The 16,100-nt window shown below is 64.7% G+C and carries 16 protein-coding genes; 5 read left to right on the forward strand and 11 right to left on the reverse strand.

The window, feature by feature from the left end:
• The first annotated feature begins 56 nt into the window (after positions 1-56).
• From AB0M74_RS05905 to AB0M74_RS05915, 3 genes are read left to right on the forward strand one after another with little or no spacing between them, the layout of a single operon-like run.
• On the forward strand, positions 57-281 hold the full coding sequence (locus tag AB0M74_RS05905) for a hypothetical protein (protein WP_364902137.1): 225 nt from the start codon (positions 57-59) through the stop codon (positions 279-281).
• 26 nt (positions 282-307) lie between these two features.
• Complete coding sequence (locus AB0M74_RS05910) at positions 308-1,255, forward strand: SGNH/GDSL hydrolase family protein (RefSeq protein ID WP_364902139.1); 948 nt, start codon at positions 308-310, stop codon at positions 1,253-1,255.
• Positions 1,252-2,535 (forward strand): acyltransferase, encoded by a 1,284-nt coding sequence (locus AB0M74_RS05915; protein ID WP_364902142.1) that lies wholly within the window; start codon positions 1,252-1,254, stop codon positions 2,533-2,535. Before AB0M74_RS05910 ends, AB0M74_RS05915 begins: the two co-directional genes overlap by 4 nt.
• Before the next feature lie 157 nt (positions 2,536-2,692).
• Here AB0M74_RS05915 and AB0M74_RS05920 read toward each other — a convergent pair whose 3' ends face one another.
• The 5 genes from AB0M74_RS05920 to AB0M74_RS05940 all read right to left on the reverse strand — a co-directional run bounded on the left by AB0M74_RS05920 (position 2,693) and on the right by AB0M74_RS05940 (position 7,829).
• Positions 2,693-3,265, reverse strand: coding sequence for a hypothetical protein (locus AB0M74_RS05920; RefSeq protein WP_364902143.1), 573 nt, complete (start codon positions 3,263-3,265; stop codon positions 2,693-2,695).
• Between the two features lie 31 nt (positions 3,266-3,296).
• Positions 3,297-4,649: an aldehyde dehydrogenase family protein gene (locus tag AB0M74_RS05925; RefSeq protein ID WP_364902144.1), complete on the reverse strand. Its 1,353-nt coding sequence runs from the start codon at positions 4,647-4,649 to the stop codon at positions 3,297-3,299.
• Between the two features lies 1 nt (position 4,650).
• Positions 4,651-5,709: a phenazine antibiotic biosynthesis protein gene (locus AB0M74_RS05930; RefSeq protein WP_364902146.1), complete on the reverse strand. Its 1,059-nt coding sequence runs from the start codon at positions 5,707-5,709 to the stop codon at positions 4,651-4,653.
• A 23-nt stretch (positions 5,710-5,732) separates the two neighbouring features.
• Positions 5,733-6,881, reverse strand: a complete 1,149-nt coding sequence (locus tag AB0M74_RS05935; protein ID WP_364902148.1) for an FAD-dependent monooxygenase — start codon at positions 6,879-6,881, stop codon at positions 5,733-5,735.
• Positions 6,882-6,998: 117 nt separating this feature from the next.
• On the reverse strand, positions 6,999-7,829 hold the full coding sequence (locus AB0M74_RS05940) for an oxidoreductase (protein WP_364902150.1): 831 nt from the start codon (positions 7,827-7,829) through the stop codon (positions 6,999-7,001).
• Positions 7,830-7,877: 48 nt separating this feature from the next.
• Here AB0M74_RS05940 and AB0M74_RS05945 point away from each other — a divergent pair, with 48 nt between their 5' ends.
• Positions 7,878-8,144 (forward strand): hypothetical protein, encoded by a 267-nt coding sequence (locus AB0M74_RS05945; protein WP_364902152.1) that lies wholly within the window; start codon positions 7,878-7,880, stop codon positions 8,142-8,144.
• 134 nt (positions 8,145-8,278) lie between these two features.
• Here AB0M74_RS05945 and AB0M74_RS05950 read toward each other — a convergent pair whose 3' ends face one another.
• From AB0M74_RS05950 to AB0M74_RS05975, 6 genes are all read right to left on the reverse strand, one after another.
• Positions 8,279-9,115 (reverse strand): NAD(P)H-binding protein, encoded by an 837-nt coding sequence (locus tag AB0M74_RS05950; protein ID WP_364902153.1) that lies wholly within the window; start codon positions 9,113-9,115, stop codon positions 8,279-8,281.
• Between the two features lie 178 nt (positions 9,116-9,293).
• Complete coding sequence (locus AB0M74_RS05955) at positions 9,294-9,428, reverse strand: hypothetical protein (protein WP_364902155.1); 135 nt, start codon at positions 9,426-9,428, stop codon at positions 9,294-9,296.
• A gap of 117 nt (positions 9,429-9,545) precedes the next feature.
• Positions 9,546-9,869: a hypothetical protein gene (locus AB0M74_RS05960; RefSeq protein ID WP_364902157.1), complete on the reverse strand. Its 324-nt coding sequence runs from the start codon at positions 9,867-9,869 to the stop codon at positions 9,546-9,548.
• Between the two features lie 244 nt (positions 9,870-10,113).
• Entirely contained in the window at positions 10,114-11,667 is a 1,554-nt protein-coding gene (locus tag AB0M74_RS05965; RefSeq protein ID WP_364902159.1) for a serine/threonine-protein kinase, read from the reverse strand.
• A 93-nt stretch (positions 11,668-11,760) separates the two neighbouring features.
• Entirely contained in the window at positions 11,761-13,017 is a 1,257-nt protein-coding gene (locus AB0M74_RS05970; protein WP_364902160.1) for a hypothetical protein, read from the reverse strand.
• Positions 13,018-13,025: 8 nt separating this feature from the next.
• Positions 13,026-14,231, reverse strand: coding sequence for a hypothetical protein (locus tag AB0M74_RS05975; RefSeq protein WP_364902161.1), 1,206 nt, complete (start codon positions 14,229-14,231; stop codon positions 13,026-13,028).
• 532 nt (positions 14,232-14,763) lie between these two features.
• Between AB0M74_RS05975 and AB0M74_RS05980 the strand changes: the two genes are divergently transcribed.
• A complete protein-coding gene (locus AB0M74_RS05980) occupies positions 14,764-15,945 on the forward strand; it encodes a hypothetical protein (RefSeq protein WP_364902162.1) in 1,182 nt (393 codons plus the stop codon).
• Positions 15,946-16,100: the final 155 nt, after the last annotated feature.

Below are 16,100 nucleotides of genomic sequence, written 5' to 3' on the forward strand. Positions count from 1 at the left end.
GCGACTCGGATGGCGGGGAACCTGCAAAGACGTCCACCACAGTTGTCGCTCCGCCCGTGACGAGCGCGGCCCCCGAGTCGAGCTCGGTGCCGGTGCCGCCTCCGGTGAGCCCGCCGAGCAGCGAGGTCGAGGTGCCGAGCCCGGTGCCGACGACGCCCGCGGTTGTGGAGCCACCCAAGCAGACTGTGCCTCAGGAACAACCCAAGCAGACAGCGCCCGCGGAGAAGCCCGCCCCGCCGACACTGCCGGACCCTGGTTTCGAGCCGCATCCCGGTTACTGACCGAGAAGATTGGTGTGCGAGTTTTTATGCAGTTCGGTGTAAATGTCCGCGGCTCTGTGCGGACGACCAGGCTTTTTCATGTCATTCTTTCGGCCGTCACCGTCGCGCTGCTCGGCGGTAGCGCGGCGGTTGCCTCCGCGGAACCGGAGAAGCCACCGGCCGCTGGCAAGTCGCTTGTAGTGATCGGCGATTCCTACACCGCCAACGGCGTTCGGCTCAATGGTGATGAGAAGGAGTGCCGTCGCGGTCCGTCGGCATGGCCGACCCAGCTGAGCCAGCTGATGGGGATCCACGGGACACCGGAATTCATGGACGTCTCGTGCTCGGGTGCCTCGATCCAGAGCCAGACCGCCTACAACCTGATACACGAGGCGCGTCTGGCCGACAAGGCGGGGGCGTTCGGTCCGAACACCAAAGTGGTGGCGATTCAGCTGGGTATGAACGACACCTGGGGCACGAACAAGACCATGCTGTGGACCGCGATGGATCCGTGCATCCTCAACCTGACCGACGGCTGTGGTCTCGAAGCCGCCGAGCAGGGTCGTAGCCCCGACTACCGGGCCGTGACCGGGAAAGAGTACGCCGACCGCATTCGGACCGTGATCGACTACATTCGCTATTACGCGCCGCAGGCACGGATCGTGCTGGTCGGCTATCCGGAACTGGTCCCCGCGCAAACACAGAAGTTGTGCGTCAACATTCTCGGCGTGGGTGCCTTCGTCCAGGACCGTGGTGCGGCCGTGGTGGAGTACATGGACCGGCTCGACCGAGCGCAGCGCGAGGCGGCCGAGATCCTGAAACTGGAGTTCTTCAACGCCAAGCCGATCACCGCGGGACATGGCCTGTGTTCGCAGGATCCGTGGGTCAACGGGGTGTTCGATCCCCGCGCCGACTTCCTCGGAATGCCTTTGCACCCCACCGCGAAGGGCGACGCGGTCATGGCGGCCGCGCTGCGTGACTGGATCTCCAAGTGACGACATCGGACACGGAAGCGCCGAGCACCTCGGCGCTTTCACCCACGGTTTCCGCTGCCGCCGGCTCGTCGAGTACGGTTCGGCCGGGCGGGAATCTGCCCGGCCTGACCGGGGCGCGATGGTGGGCGGCCTCGGCGGTTTTCGTGCTGCACGCGCTGGTGTTCTTACCTACCTACCCGTTCCAGAAGTCGGAGTTGTTCCGCACAATCCATCGGAACTTCCTGCCGATGCAGTTCGGCGCAACCGCTGTCACGTTCTTCTTCGTGCTGTCGGGCTTCATCATTTACTGGTCCTTCCGGCCCGGCACCACCACGGTGGCCTTCCTGCGCCGCCGCATACTCAAGCTCTACCCCAGCCATCTGGTCGCCGCCGCGATGATGATCGTGGTGGCCGCTGTGCCGTTGAGCCGCGCCGTGGTCTGGGTGCCGAATGTGCTGCTGATTCACACCTGGCTTCCGAAATGGACGACGGTGGGCGGGCTCAACGTCCCGTCGTGGTCGCTGGCCGCAGACCTGCTGTTCTATCTGAGTTTCCCGCTGGTCCTGCCGTTGGTGCGACGTATTCGCATCGAGCGCTTGCTGCACTGGGTCATCGGTTTGCTGGCATTCATCATCCTGATGAACATCGCTTACCACTTCGGTCTCGACGGTCCCTCCAGCACTGCCAACCCGTTCGTCCCGCGCCTTGTCCCCGGCGATGTGTCCCCGTCGACTGATCTGCATGCCTCGCAGGCGTGGTTCCGTCAACAAGACATCCCGGTCGTGCGGTCGTACTGGTTCAGCTACAACTTCCCGCTCTCGCGGCTGCCCGAGTTCTTCGTCGGCATGATCGCAGCACGCATGGTGATCGAGGGGCAGTGGCGCAATACCCGGCTGACGCTGCCACTGGTCGCGGTCGCGATCACCTACGCCGCCACGTATGTGGTGCCGGTGACCTTCAAAATGTCGGCCCTGGTGGTCGGCCCTATGTGCGCCCTGATCGCCACGGTCGCTGTTCGGGATCTGCAGGGCATCACCGGGTTCACCGCATCCCGGCCGATGGTGTGGCTCGGCAACGTCTCCTACGCGTTCTACCTGATCCAATTCCCTGTCATGGTCTTGGTCAGCCGACTGGTCATCGGCGGACGACAGTTCGGACTCCTCGGCTGGCTCGGATGCACCGCACTCTGCTTCGCGCTGTCCCTACTAGCCGCGGCTGCCATCTATAAGTGGGTCGACCTACCGATCATGCGCCGGTTCGCCCACGGGCGACCCCGGCAGCCGATCCCGCAGGCCGCATAACAATCACGGGCGCTTTCTCGGCCGGTCGAGTCCTGTTCTGCTCCGAACACAAGGCCAGATCCGCAAGACTTCCGGATCTGGCCTTGTGCGTGGTCACGAGCGCATCCTGACCGGCTACATCTCCTCGACGTGAGTGTGACCGGACGCGGAAACGGCCTTACGAAGGCAACGGTATTCGGATCGGCAGCCCCTCGTGGACAAGTCCGGCGGGCAGTGCCCGTAGCGCCGCGTCGTCGCCGAGTTGGACCAGTCGTGGATTGAAGTGTTCGTGCACGTAGGTGCGGCCACCGTCGGCATCGTGGATGATGTAGGACTTGAATGCCGACAGGGTCGGTTCGTCGCTTCCCCGCCACGGCGCCAATCCGCTGGACACTTGCGCGCGATACTGCGGAATTCGCTGTTGACGTAGCTGCATGCCGAAGGGGATCGAGGTGTCGGGGCTGCCCATCCGGCGCCGGGTGATGTTGTCGGTGACGAGGTGGTTGACGCTGACCACTTCGTCTTCGCTGGTTACCAGGCAGGATCGGCGTTCAAGCACGGGTGCGTCGGTGTCGAGTGCCAATGCGTTCCGGATTGTGTCCGAGAGGAATTCGGGTGACGTCTCGCCCTGGGCGTCGACCCGGACGAACAGAGTTTCACCAGTAAGGGCTTCGAGCAAGACTGTGGTCGAGCCGTCGCAGGCGAGCAGCATTCGGACGGTCGGTCCCAGCTGCACGGTCTGTCGGTTCATGCGGAAATCCATCTATCTGATCTAGGTGCGGTCAGGCCGCGATGATGCCCTTGGGCTCGAGGAGGAATTGGGAGTAGTTCCCGTCGTGCGGAATTCCAGGGATCAGTTCCCATGGCAATGCCGTCCCGCACGTGATCTTGCGAATTCCGGGGTCCGCGATCGCGCGCTCCCGGATATCGTCGTTGTCGGTCAACAGATTGAGCACGAGGGCCGGGCTCAGCGAGCGCACGCCGTCTGGTTCGGTCCACGGGGCCACTACGACGAAGGGGAAGCCCAGCTCCATTCCCACCGCGGCATGGTCTGCGGCTTCGGCGGACAGGACAATCGGGCGTGGCAGGAAGGAACCGTCGCCGAGATCGACCATGAAATCACCGCCGTAATGCGGCGTGCTGTGGTCACCGAGTTCGGTGACGAGTTTCGCGATCAGGCGTTTCATCGCATCGGCGCGTTCACGGCCGACCACCAGCAACTGTGCGGTCGGGTCCATGGCCGGTCGCACCGGCAGTTGCGCCAGCCGAGCAGCGAGCCGGTCGGCTGTTTCCGCGACGGGACCGCTCGTCAGCACGGCGGACAAATTGGTACACCGGGTGCCACCGTCGTAGGCGGCCGAGGTGACCAGATGGTCGAGGATCGTTTCGGTGAGCGGACAATCCAGCAATGCTCGGGAGCGGCCCGGTCCCCGCGTGGTGACGTGGCGGCGGTCCCGCCAATCCCGCACTGCGGCGTCATCGCCGTAGATGATCCCGCGGTCGACACTGCGGAGCAGGAACGAGCCCACTGCCTGGGTGCACGGCAGCAGCGCCACCTTCTCGGCGGGCAGCCCGGCGGCGAGCAGCGCCGCGATCAGCCTGCCCGGGGTGAAGGGGTCGCGGCTGCCTGGGCGGACCGCCACGCTGTAACCGACGAAAAGCGCTTGCACCCAGGTCGAGTGGGGCAGCGGATGGTTGCTCGCCATGATCGCCGCGAAAACACCGCCCGCAGGCACCCACCGGGTGCGGTGGCCCGGTGTGGCGAGGGGTGCAGGTAGTTCGGACTCGGTGATGCGCGGCAGCGCCGCCAATTCGGCCACCATATCGACGATCGCGCGCTGGACCGTGGCAGCGGGAAGACCGGTACCGCGCACGACTTGGCTGACGTACTGCTCGACAGATTGCCCATCGAGCTCCGCCTCCGCGAACAGCCGTGCCGCTCGCGCGAAGATCGCCGGATCGCAGCGCTGCCCGTCGGCAGCTCGACGCAGCTGGTCTACTGCGGCTTGCACCCCGAGCCGGGGAAGCACGCCGACATCGGCCAGCTGCTGGCCGTACACATCGATGAGCGGCGATCGGTCCGAGCTGATCGCCGAGCGACCATGGATGACGGGTTCGATTGTCGGCACGGCCATTTCAGTACACCCCTTCCACCACGTCGACGTCATCGATCGTGCGGATGGGGCGGACGTCGGCGAGTCCATCCGGTCCGCCGGCGACGGGCTCGACCCGGGTCGCGGTGTCGCGTTCCAACACATTCGGCAGGAACATCTCCTCGCTGACCAGGTGCATCCGTACCCGGCCACGACTGCCGTAGTCGACCGGCTGTCCATCCACGGCCACCAGATCGAGCCGGGTCGTCTCGTGGAACGGCTCGAACACACAGCGGTGCTCGTCGCCAGGCTGTCTCGGTCGCTGCGGGGCGACCCCCATCAGGCTGTTGCCGTAGATCCCGACGATTCGGATACCGGGAAAGAAGACCTCTTCGGCCTGGCGCAGGCTCTCCGCGCTGAAAGATGTTCCGGCCCAGACGATTGTCTCGATCTTGGCCGCGACCAACGCCAGGAGCTCCGGTCTCGCGCAGATGGCTTCCAGCAGCGGAGGCGTCGTGTTGAGCACGCTGATCGGCTGGGTGCTCAACACCTCGTAGGCTTGGTCGAGCAGATGTTCTATGTAGTCGTCCGCGTCGGAGTGGCGACCTTCGGCGATGAGCTTTTTGACCCAGCGGGGATCAAGATCGATGGTGTACAGCATGCCACCGCCCAGTGCCGCGTAACCCGCGGTGTCGAAGGCGACCACATGTGGGCCCGCCGGTCCAAGGTGCAGCCAGTTCGCCGAATCCTGCACTCCATGGGCCCGAAGCCGAGACCACGCCCACACAGCCATGCGCGACCGGTATCCGCCATCGATGATGCGTTTGGGCGCGCCGGTCGTTCCGCCCGATTCGTACACCCGGAACACCTGGTCGGGGCCGGCGCCTCGGGGGATGAGATCGGTGGCTGCCACGGTCCGCAGCTCGCCGCTGACATCCGGGAAACGCAGCAGATCATCGCCACTGTGGATGTCTTCGATCGGATCGAACCCGAGCACAGCGCGTTTGCCCAGCCAGAACGCCGACCCGGTGTCCTCGCTGAAGTGCCATTCCATCATTTTTCGAACATGCGCGTCGAAATCGACATCGAACACAGTGCTCAACCTCTCGAATATGTCGGTGTTGTCTAGAACGCCGTGTTGAGCTCATCGTCGACCTGGTGTGCTACCCGGACGAGATCGTTCTTCAAGAATTCGATCTGCCGGTCCAGCGAATCCTGGTCCGTGGTGTTCATTTCTGAAAGAAGAATATTCTTGGACGCGTCCTGAATCATTTTGCACCGGCCGAATCGGCGTTCCTGGAACTCGTCTACCAGCTCGGCCACTGCGCCGGGGCGGCTCAGTATCTCGCCTAGTGCGACCGCGTCCTCGATCGCCATCGCGGCACCCTGGGTTCGGTGTGGTGCCATGGCGTGCGCGGCGTCGCCCAAGACCAGCACGCCGTCGCGGTACCACGTGCCGCCGAGGAAGACCTCCTCGATCGGTGCGTAGACGATGTCGTCGGTCGGCACGAGGCCGGCCGCCAAGTCTCCGACGAGGCCGGTGTATCCATCGAGCCGCGTCTGTAGGAGCTCGTAGAACTGCTCCGGATCGTGCCGCGGATTGCCGGGCTCCGGGGTCACGTGCAGCAGGTACATGGTCTTCTCGTTCAGCGGGAAAAGTCCCGCTTTGGTGCCCATGCCCTGGAAGTACATGTTGCTGGTGACCGCGGTGTGTCGGGGCAGGGCCACGCGCCAGACCGAGTAACCGGTGTGCACCGGCTCGACGCCGAAGATCCGCTTGCGCTGCGCCGAGCGGATTCCGTCGAACGCCACCACGAGATCGAAGGTGTCCGAGGTCCCATCGGTGAGCCTCACATGTACTCCGGTCGCGGCGGGGGTGACAGTCTCGACCGTCGTGCCGTATCGAATGTCGACGCCTGAGTCGACGCATGCCTTCTCCAGCAGCTGGGCGAGATCCCGGCGCTGGATCGCGCAGTTGGCGGGCACACCGTCGATACCGAGCTTGGACGCCACCGTGGCCAAGTGCACCGACGCACTGTCGTGGAAGTCGACCCGATCGAAGGTGTATCCGTGGTTCACGGTGTCGTCGAGCAGATCGAGTCGCCGCAACGCGCGTAGTGCGTTCCCCGGAATGTTGATGCCGACTCCGGCTACCGTGTTGTCCGGCTTTATTTCGACGACAGTGACATCGATATCTTTTCTTCCCAATGCCACACCGGCGGTCAGACCGCCGATGCCGCCGCCGATAACCAGAATGCGACGTTTGCTAGCCATTGAATTTCCCCTCGGAAATAATATCAGTCCCATACTGACAATTTGAGCGTGATGCGGTTCGGACTCACGTCACGCGGGGAGTCACTTGTCATGTGATTCCCTGATGTCGACGAGTTTTTAACTCGCGAACCCGGTCGACATCGCGATATCGCGCTGGGCAGCCAGTTCCGCGGCCATGTTGTCGAGCTTTGCTTCGACGCGGGCGACGCAGTCCGCACCGAGCTGCAACCGCAGCGGCGGGGCGCTCTGGTCGGTGATTTCGACGATCAGCTGAGCCGCTTTGGCCGGATCGCCGGGTTGGTTGTGGTTGGTCGCCGCGGCCCAGTCGCGGGTCGCGCCTACTGTCTGCGTGTAATCAGCGATCGGCCCTGCGGACCTCAGGGACGAACCATCGAGGAAGTTCGTCCGAAACACGCCGGGCTCGATGATGGTTACCTGAATTCCCAAGGGGGCCAACTCGGCCCGCATCGCTTCGCTGATGCCCTCGACAGCGAACTTGGTGCCGTTGTAGACACCCCACCCCGGCGCCCCCGTGAAACCGCCGACCGAGCTGATGTTCAGTACGTGGCCGCTACGCTGCCCGCGCATGATCGGCAGCACCGCTCTGGTTACGGAGAGCAGGCCGAAGACGTTGGTCTGGAACAGCTCGCGGACCTCGAGGTCGGTTGCTTCCTCAACGGCCCCGAGTAGTCCCCGGCCCGCGTTGTTGACCAGAACATCGATTCGGCCGAAGCGGTCGATGGCTTGCCCAGCGGCACGCTGTGCCTGGATCTCGCTGGTCACATCGAGCGGAACGACAAGCAGGGCATCATTGTGCTCGTCCAACGCGGATTCGACATCTTTCGGTTGCCTGGCTGTCGCGACCACCTGATGCCCCTGGTTCAGCGCCGCCTGCGCGATGTGCAGGCCGAGCCCTCGTGAGCTGCCGGTGATGAACCAAACTGCCACGTTCTATCTCTCCGAAACTGTTGGCCGCGGACCCGACTATGTCCGGTCATGCGCGAAATGATCTTGGTGCCAACGTCATTCAAAACGTTGTCGCCGAAGTCGATCAAGTGGACTTCCCAGTTCTGGCGAAAGGTGACCGCATGGTCCCGCGGTCGCTTCCGCTGGACATGCCCGGATGTGATGATTCAACGGCGCTGCGCCCGGGCGCCGTTCGGGAAAGTGATTTATGTTGTGGCCCAACATATTTCGATGATCTCCGTCCACAATGTCGCGCGAATTCCGCAGCTGCCGGGCGATTGCTCGGTCCTTCGGTGATCTGGAGGATGCTGGAGTTGTGGTGACATAAAACACACTATTGGTGCGGTTGAATCATGCCCATGGTGGGCAAGTGGCCCTGAACGCGCTTCGCCCGAGATGTTCGAACGAAAGCGCTTTCAGGGCAACATGGTTCAGGCAAAGTCGGCAGTGTGGTCGTCGACCCACTGCGTGAAGGTGCGGGGGGTGTGGCCGGTGAGCTGTTCGACGTTCGCGTTGACCGGTGCGGGCTTGTCGACCGTCGCGGCCATCAGATCGAAGAGGGCGTTGATGAAGGCGGGGTCCATGAACTGCGCCATCTGCTCCCGGACCGGCGCGTCGTCGAGTTCCTCGAAGCCCAACGGGCGCGCGAGGGCCGTGCCGAGGATGTCGACCTGCTCGGCCTGGGTGAGCGACTCCGGGCCGGTGAGCTCATAGATCCGGCCGTCGTGTCCGCCTGTCAGTACGGCCGCCGCGACGTCGGCGACATCCTGCTCGTGGATCGGTGCGCTCGTGGCGTTTGCGTAGGGCGCCCGGATCACGTCGCCGCCGGTCAGCTGCATTGCGAAGGACAGCGCGTTGATCGCCGGGAAGAACAGGCGCAGGAACGTCCAGGCGATGCCCGAGGTCTCGATCGCGCGCTCCACATCGCGGTGGTACTGGGCGATGACATCCGGCTGCTGGTCGACGCCGTCGACCACCGCGCCGGAGGACAGGAACACGATGCGCTCGACGCCCGCGCTGCGCGCGGCGGCGAGCAGGGGTGTGGCATCCATCTGATATGGCAGGACCAAGAAGATCGCCTGTACGCCATTCAGTGCTGGCGCCAAGGTTTCCTCCCGGGTGAGATCACCGGCCATTACCTCGACCCGCTCGGGCAGTCCGGCCGACTCGGGACGGCGGGTAAGTGCCCGAACCGGCTGCCCCGCGGCCAGTAGTGCGTCGACGGCCTGACGGCCGAAGTGGGCGGTGGCGCCGATAACCAAGAACATGGGAATTCCTTTCGGGTTCGGCGTGGCCGGTCCGGCCTCGCTTGCACCACTGTAGCAGAACGGAACGATCCATTCCAAATTGACGCCGATCGTGAGCGGTGCCGGTCCATGGATCGGGATGAGCCGGCCGGTGCGATTGTCGGCGACTTCGGCCACCGGTATTCCGGCCCAGCAGATCTCAGCTCACGGTCATCGGAATGACCGCTGACACGCCGTTCGCACCGTCGATCGTTACCGTCGAGAGGCCGCTGCCGGTGCCGACCGCGCCGACGCCCGCAGTGTCCTCGTCTGTTTCACCCGGCAACAGCGCCATGACGTCCCGCCCGATCGACGTGATGAGCAGGCCACCGTCCGTTCCGGCTGGATCGACCCGAACACCGGCCTCCGGCGGCCATGGCAGCTCTCCTGTATACGGATGCGGCGGGCGCGGTCAGAGGCATTCGTCGATGATGACGTTGCCCAGGGTCAGTGGCGCTTGTCCGTTGATGACGAGCGTCATGACGTAGTTGCCTGCGGGGAGAGTGAAAGCCAACGAGCGCTTCACCGACTCGCCGACCGCCAACGGCTCGCATCGCAGCTCTTTGCTGTCGCCCGAACCTTGATCGTCCACATCGAATATGTCCTGATATCGGGCGGCATCTTCGTCGCCGATATTCTTCTCCTGCCAGGAGACCGTGAATTCTTCTCCTGCACAGGGGTTTACCGGGTCGGTCACAAAGGTGACCTGATCGTCCAGCACGATCTTTACCGACATTTCGTCTCCCTACTCCGCTTCCCTGCCGGGCAAGCCCCATCGATGAGGTCGCCGTCGTCCATCGCGGTGATGGCGGTCATCCGAAGATTCGCAGATGCCGCGCGCATCGGCGTGAGTGGTGCACTACTCGAATTGCCACGCAGAACGCCGGGTGGGCCGTCGGTCGGTCACCGCGGATGGGCGTCATGTCCCCAGCAACACCCTGCATGCCCTGACCCAGTTCAGGGCGGGTCTGGTGCTTCGGCTACTTGATCCCTGTCTTCAGCACCGGGACCAGCTTGTTCAGCAGGATCTGTTCGGAGTCGGAGTTCCAATAGCGAATGGCGTTCACTGCTTGGGGGTCGTCGACGACAAGGACTGTCGCGTGGGTGTCGAGGAGGGCGCCGGGGAGTCCGAGCAGGCCGCCACCGCCTGCGCGGGCGTCGCTGCGGACGGCCAGGACGTAGCCCCCGGTGACGGCGCTGAAGGCGGTGTACTGGCCGTCCTTGCCGATCGGCCGGGGGGATGGTTCCTCGCCCTTCTTGGCGAAGGAAGGGTTGTAGGTGAGGCCGATGTCGTGCAGGAAACTGGTGGGCGGGGTGGTGTCGAGGAAGACTTCTATGTCGGGTTCGCTGCTGCGGCCGGTGCCGGTGACGTTGACCATCAAGATCGGGGTGCCGAGGAATCGGGGGTTCTGGGCGCGGGCCTGATCTTTCGATGTCGGCGGCGCCGCGGATGTCGCGGTCGCCGGGCCCGCGATAGGCGTGGCAGCTGGATCGCCACGGCCGGTGAGCAGCATGCTCGCGCTGATAGTCAGGGCGACCACGACGGCGGCGGCCGCGATCACGCCCCAGCGTTTGCTCGAAGGCTGGGGGATCGGTCGGATTGCTATGGGGGCCAACGGCATTCGGGGATCGGTCGGTGGCAGGGGTGCGCCGACCCGAATCGGGGCGGTGCCGGTCAAGGTAGGGACACGACCCGGGAGCATGGCGTCGGCTGCAGCGTCGGTGAATTCGCGGCAGCTGGCAAACCGGTCGGCGGGGTGCTTGGCCATGGCTCGGGCGAGCACGTTGTCGATTGCGGGGGGCAGGCCCGGGTTGGCGGCGGTGGCCAGCGGCGGGGGCTGGTGGAGATGCCCCATCATCACCACGGTGGGCTGCGTCGACGGGTACGGATTCTGCCCGGTCAGCAGCTTGTAGAGCGAGCAAGCGAGGCTATAGATGTCCGAGCGCGGATCCAGCGGCAGCCCGGAGAGCTGCTCGGGCGATGCGTAGGCGATGGTCGCGACGAAACTGCCTGCCTGGGTGAGTTCGCTGGTGTCGTCGGAAGCCTTCGCGACACCGAAATCGGTGAGCAGGACCCGTTCTTCGTCGCCATCTGCTGTGGACAGCAAGAAGTTTGCCGGCTTGATGTCGCGGTGCAGCAGGCCTTTTCGATGCGCGTAGTCGAGCCCCTTGCCTACCTCGGTGATAATCCGGAGTGCGCGTAGCGGATTCATACTGTGCGGGTCACGCGTCATTTCCGCGGCGACGTCGGTGCCTGCCACGTACTGCATGGAGATCCACAGTCGGCCGTGCTCCTCGCCACGGTTGTACACGGAGACGATGTTCGGATGATCCAGTCCAGCAGCGAGATTCGCCTCCCGCTCGAATCGCGCACGGAACTCGTCGTCGACCGAGCGTTCGGTGCCGAGCACCTTGATCGCGTCGCGCCGCGGCAGGCTGGGATGCTGGGCCAGGTAGACGGTGCCCATGCCGCCTGCGCCGAGTACTCCCAGGATCCGATATCCGCCGACGATGGTGCCGGGGCTCATCGCCATCTTTGCCGTCCTGTTCCTGCGGTGGCCGCGGTGGCCGGGTGTGATGGGTGGAGGAGCCGATCGCTCGAGTGGGGTCGTGTCATTTCTCGTGGGCTAGCTGTTCGCGAAGAGTGCGTACTGAGCGGCTGCCTGTTTCTGGGCATCGGCGAGGCTGCGGTGGGAGACGAATCCCACGTACTCGTGATACGCGACGATGCAGGTGAATTTGTAGGACGATTTCGACGGTTCGTTTTCCACGCACGCCGAATCGGGCAGGTTCGCGGGAGCTGTGGCGTCGCGCACGGCCGGAGTCAGGGTGCGGCGCTCGGTGACGATCTTGCGAGCCGTCGCGGCGTCGGCGGTGTGCGCGACCATTGTGCTTTCGACAGTGGCGAATTGGTCTGCGTTCATCGCCGCGACGCGAGTCGCGGCCAGCTCGCGATCCTTGCTGAGGTGCAGCACACCTTGGCGGCCGAGCAGCACTTGGCGGGTGCTGAACGACGGCACCTGGGACTTGTTCGGATTCAACGCGCGACTGTAGAGATGACCGGTATCCCAGGGGATTTGCAGCATTTCCATGGTGGACAACGGCTTCGCCGGCCCGAGTAGCGGCAGCTGTTTGTCGTAGGACTTCTCGGCCAGGGTGCGCAGTGCGTTCAGATCCACGCTCGGCGTGGACAACAGGAACGCCACGACGTATGGGCCGCGCGCCAGCATGGTCCGCAGGAACGGCGAGTCGGGATGCCAATATGAGTGCGCCTCAACATATTTCGGCAACGGCACCGCCTGATTCTGGTCTGGGTCGACCGCGAGGTCGGCCTCGTAGAACTCTTTCGCCGCCCGCTCGGCGAGCTCCGCGTCCGGGAACTGCATGATCATCGAGCTGATGATCGTCTCGTCCGCCGTGAACTTCTTCGGCCAATCGGCGGGGGCGACCCCGATGGAGAGGCTGAAGTCCTTGTCCGATCCATTCGATATGAATCCGGTGACCAGCTTGTTTCGGGTGGCGATCGGTTCCAGATCCGCAGGACGCCCCAGGTTGTCGGGCATGACGCCTGGCAAGATGCTGTACGGAAAGTAGCCGGTCTTCAACCGCGGGTCGATGTCGTGGGCGGTCACGGCGTACTCGGCGAGCCGCATGGCCGCGACTTCACGCCGATAGAAGAAGCTCGGGGCGTAGTCGTCGTTGTGCGCGTGGTACGGCACGGTCGGATAGGTGCCGACATCGAGCTTGCGGACATCTATTTCGCCGGGCCCCGAAACCCCGGGAACAGTCGCTCCGCAGGCGGCGACCAACAGCACGAGCGCGGCCGCGGTCATCGCGATCGCGCAGGCACGCGCCGACCCGATTCGGCGCTGGCAATTCTGCATGGAGAACCTCATTCGGCGTTCACCAGGAGCGCATATTGGGCGGACATTCGTTGCTGCAGATCGACCAGCTGATCCGACCAGACCAGAGCGACATAGCGGCCATAGGAGACCGAGCAGTAGAACCGGATCACGTATTTGTCGCTGCCGATGTACTCCTGGCACTTGGCCTGCGGAAGGTTCTTCGGCGACTCGACGCTGCGGAGCTTCTTGTCGAGTTCGGCGTGGTGCGCCAGCAGCTTCCTGGCAGCGGCCACGTCGCGGGTCCGGTAGACGATGGCGTGGTCCCGCGCGTACCGGTCGACACCCGCGGCCTCCAGCGCTGGGCGGGCCTCGATCGGTGTGGTGCTGAAGTGCAGTCCGGCGAGGCCGGTGTATACGCCGGGCGGATTGGTGAAGAACTCCTCGTCGATCCGGGGCAACGTGCGACCGAGCATTCCATCGATGTCGACCGGCAGATTCATCAGCTGGTCGGGCGGAGTCGGGGCGAACTTGGCGATCGAAGGAACAACCACGTCGAGGCTCTTTTCCACCAGGCTCACCAAGACGGTCAGATCCACTTCACCTGCCGCGATCCGCAGATAGTCGTAGACCCAGCTGTAGATGACGAGTTTGCCTGCGGCGAACCAGGATCCGATCGACTGCTCGTGCGGTTGCCAGTGGGCCTTGGCCGCAGGATATTTGGGAATTGCCACGGCCTGGTTGCGGTCGTTGTACTCGAAGTCGGAGCGTTCCAGCGCGACCACCGCGTCCTTGGCCTTCTGCTCGTCGGGGAAGACCATGACCACGTTCATCAAATCCATGCCCTGAACGTTCGGGTCGGTGGTGCCGCTGCTGGCGAACCCGGTGATGAAATCCGGTGCGGTCGCGGCGAATCTTTCGAGCTTGATGGCATTGCCCAGGTCGGAGTACTTCGGATCGAAGAACACCTTCGAGGTGAGCTTGTAGCCGTGCGCGAAGCGTGAGTCGATGTCCGAGGCGAGCGGAATGAAATTCGCCAGCCGCTCGGCCTCGACGATCTTGGCCTGTTCGAGTGATTTTGCCGTGCCGTAGTCGTGCGGTTTGGTCGCGTTGCCGCCCACGTCGAGCTGCGCCAGATCGACCACCGGATCCGGCGCTACCGGCGCCCCCGGTTCGGACCCGCACCCGCCGGCCCCGATCGCGACGATCGTCGTCGCGACCACTGTCAGTACGGTGCGAACCGCGTTCGATCCCATGTCGGATCGCCCCTCCCCCTTGCCGAGCGTTCTTCCCGGGGGGATGCTACCGGGGACCGATCGGTATGTGCCACCGCAGCTTTGGTAGCCGCACCAACGGTGTTGTGACTCGCCCGTGCCGCCGCGATCCTTCCCTGTCGCGGGGAGCTGGGACAATGACGAGAGATTCGGAAGGCGGGTGTCGGCGGGTATGGCGGACGGCGATGCTGAATACGGCATGGAACCTACTGGCGTCGAGCGAGGACGGACGTCGCTCGGCGGCGGTACGTTGATCTCTCCGATATTGCCTGATCCTGGTCGGATTCCGCCTGGCGGCGGTACTTCGGTCTCTCCAGTGCTTCCTGATCCCGGGTATGGCCGGCCGGTGATTCCGGAGTATCCGGTGCTTCCTGATCCCGGGTACGGTCGGCCTGCGCCGCCGGAGACTCGGGTCTCGCCGGAATTTCCTGATCCCGGGTATGGCCGGCCGGTGATTCCGGAGTATCCGGTGCTTCCTGATCCCAGGTATGGCCGGTCCGCGCCCGGCGATCCGATGCCGCGAGATCCCGATGATCCCGCGCCGCCGGAGATCGGGCCTACCGTTCCACCCAAGCGTGGGCGCAGCACGCCCCCGGCGCCGCCGTGTGCTCCGGCCGACCCCGAGATCTTGCCGGGGGAGCCCGCGCCGAACGCGCCGAACAATGAGCGCTGGATCGTGCATCTGGTGCCGCCGGCCGGTGCGGGAGCCGGCTTCAAGAAGCAGCTCCTGTTGGCCCAGCGGGCGATTCAAATGGCGGTCGACCTGCTCGGTCGCGGCGGGTCGAGCCTGCCGCCGCGCACGGACGACCTGCTGAAGTTCGCGCCGGACGGGAGTTTCGGCGAGGGTGCGGCGAATGAGATATACGAGAAAATCGCGGCCTTCGCCGCCAAGTTGAAGACGTCGTTGCTGGGCTGGGAACGCAAGGTGCACATAGCGTCCGGCAGCGTGGCAGAGGAGCAGAAAAAAACGCTGCGCGCCATACAGCACATCGTCGCCAAATTGAACAGCGAGCTGAAGGCCGCCGGTTGTGCCGGCAAGCTGAAGCCGGCGCAGGAGACGGCATTGTTGCGGCTGGTCGCCGCTGCCGTGGAGGACGTTTTCGACCAGGTCGACGCGGTCTCGGAGTTCAATCAAGACATAGCCGACCCGGGCGAAAAACATCCGGTTGGGATTGGGAGCGCGACCGCGGCAACCACCGCCGCGGTCGGCGGTTCGGGTGGTGGTTCCGGTGGCGGTTCCGGTGGTTTGGACGGGTTGATGCAGGCGCTGATGCCGCTCGGCATGATGGCCGCGCCGCTGATGCAATCCCTGCCGGGTCTGCTCAACAAAGAGGAGGGCGGCACCGACGCTGCTGAGGAGGATCGGCAGCAGACCACCATCCCGCTTCGCGACGTCGATGCGGCACCGGCCGCGGCCGTGGCTGTACCGACGGGGCTCCCCGCCGCAGCGCCGATCGCTGCCGCCGCGCCCGCCGCGGGACAAGTCGCGCAGGTTTCGTCGGTGCTCAACGGGTCCGGTGCCGGCCGGGTCGAAGCGGGTCTGCCCGCGGCTCCGGTGTCGGCGATCGCACGGCCTGCCGCTCGCACGCGACGCACGACAGATCCAGCCAGGCCTGCCGACGGTGCGCAAGCAGACAGCACCACGGAAGCGGACGACGCGGCGATCGAAGACGTGGGCGCGGTAGAAACCGTTTGATCGGTGTCGCCGAATCCCGGGGCTGTGCCGACTCGGCCCCGGGATCCATTTCGGCTGGTCGAGGCGGGACGCGCGGTGGGCTGACCGGGCAGCCTGTTGCTCGTCCGCCGGGTGAACCGGGCACTGGAGTTGCTCGTTGAGACCACCAGCAGTGA

It is taken from the genome of Nocardia sp. NPDC051463, assembly GCF_040681975.1.
GTDB lineage: Bacteria > Actinomycetota > Actinomycetes > Mycobacteriales > Mycobacteriaceae > Nocardia.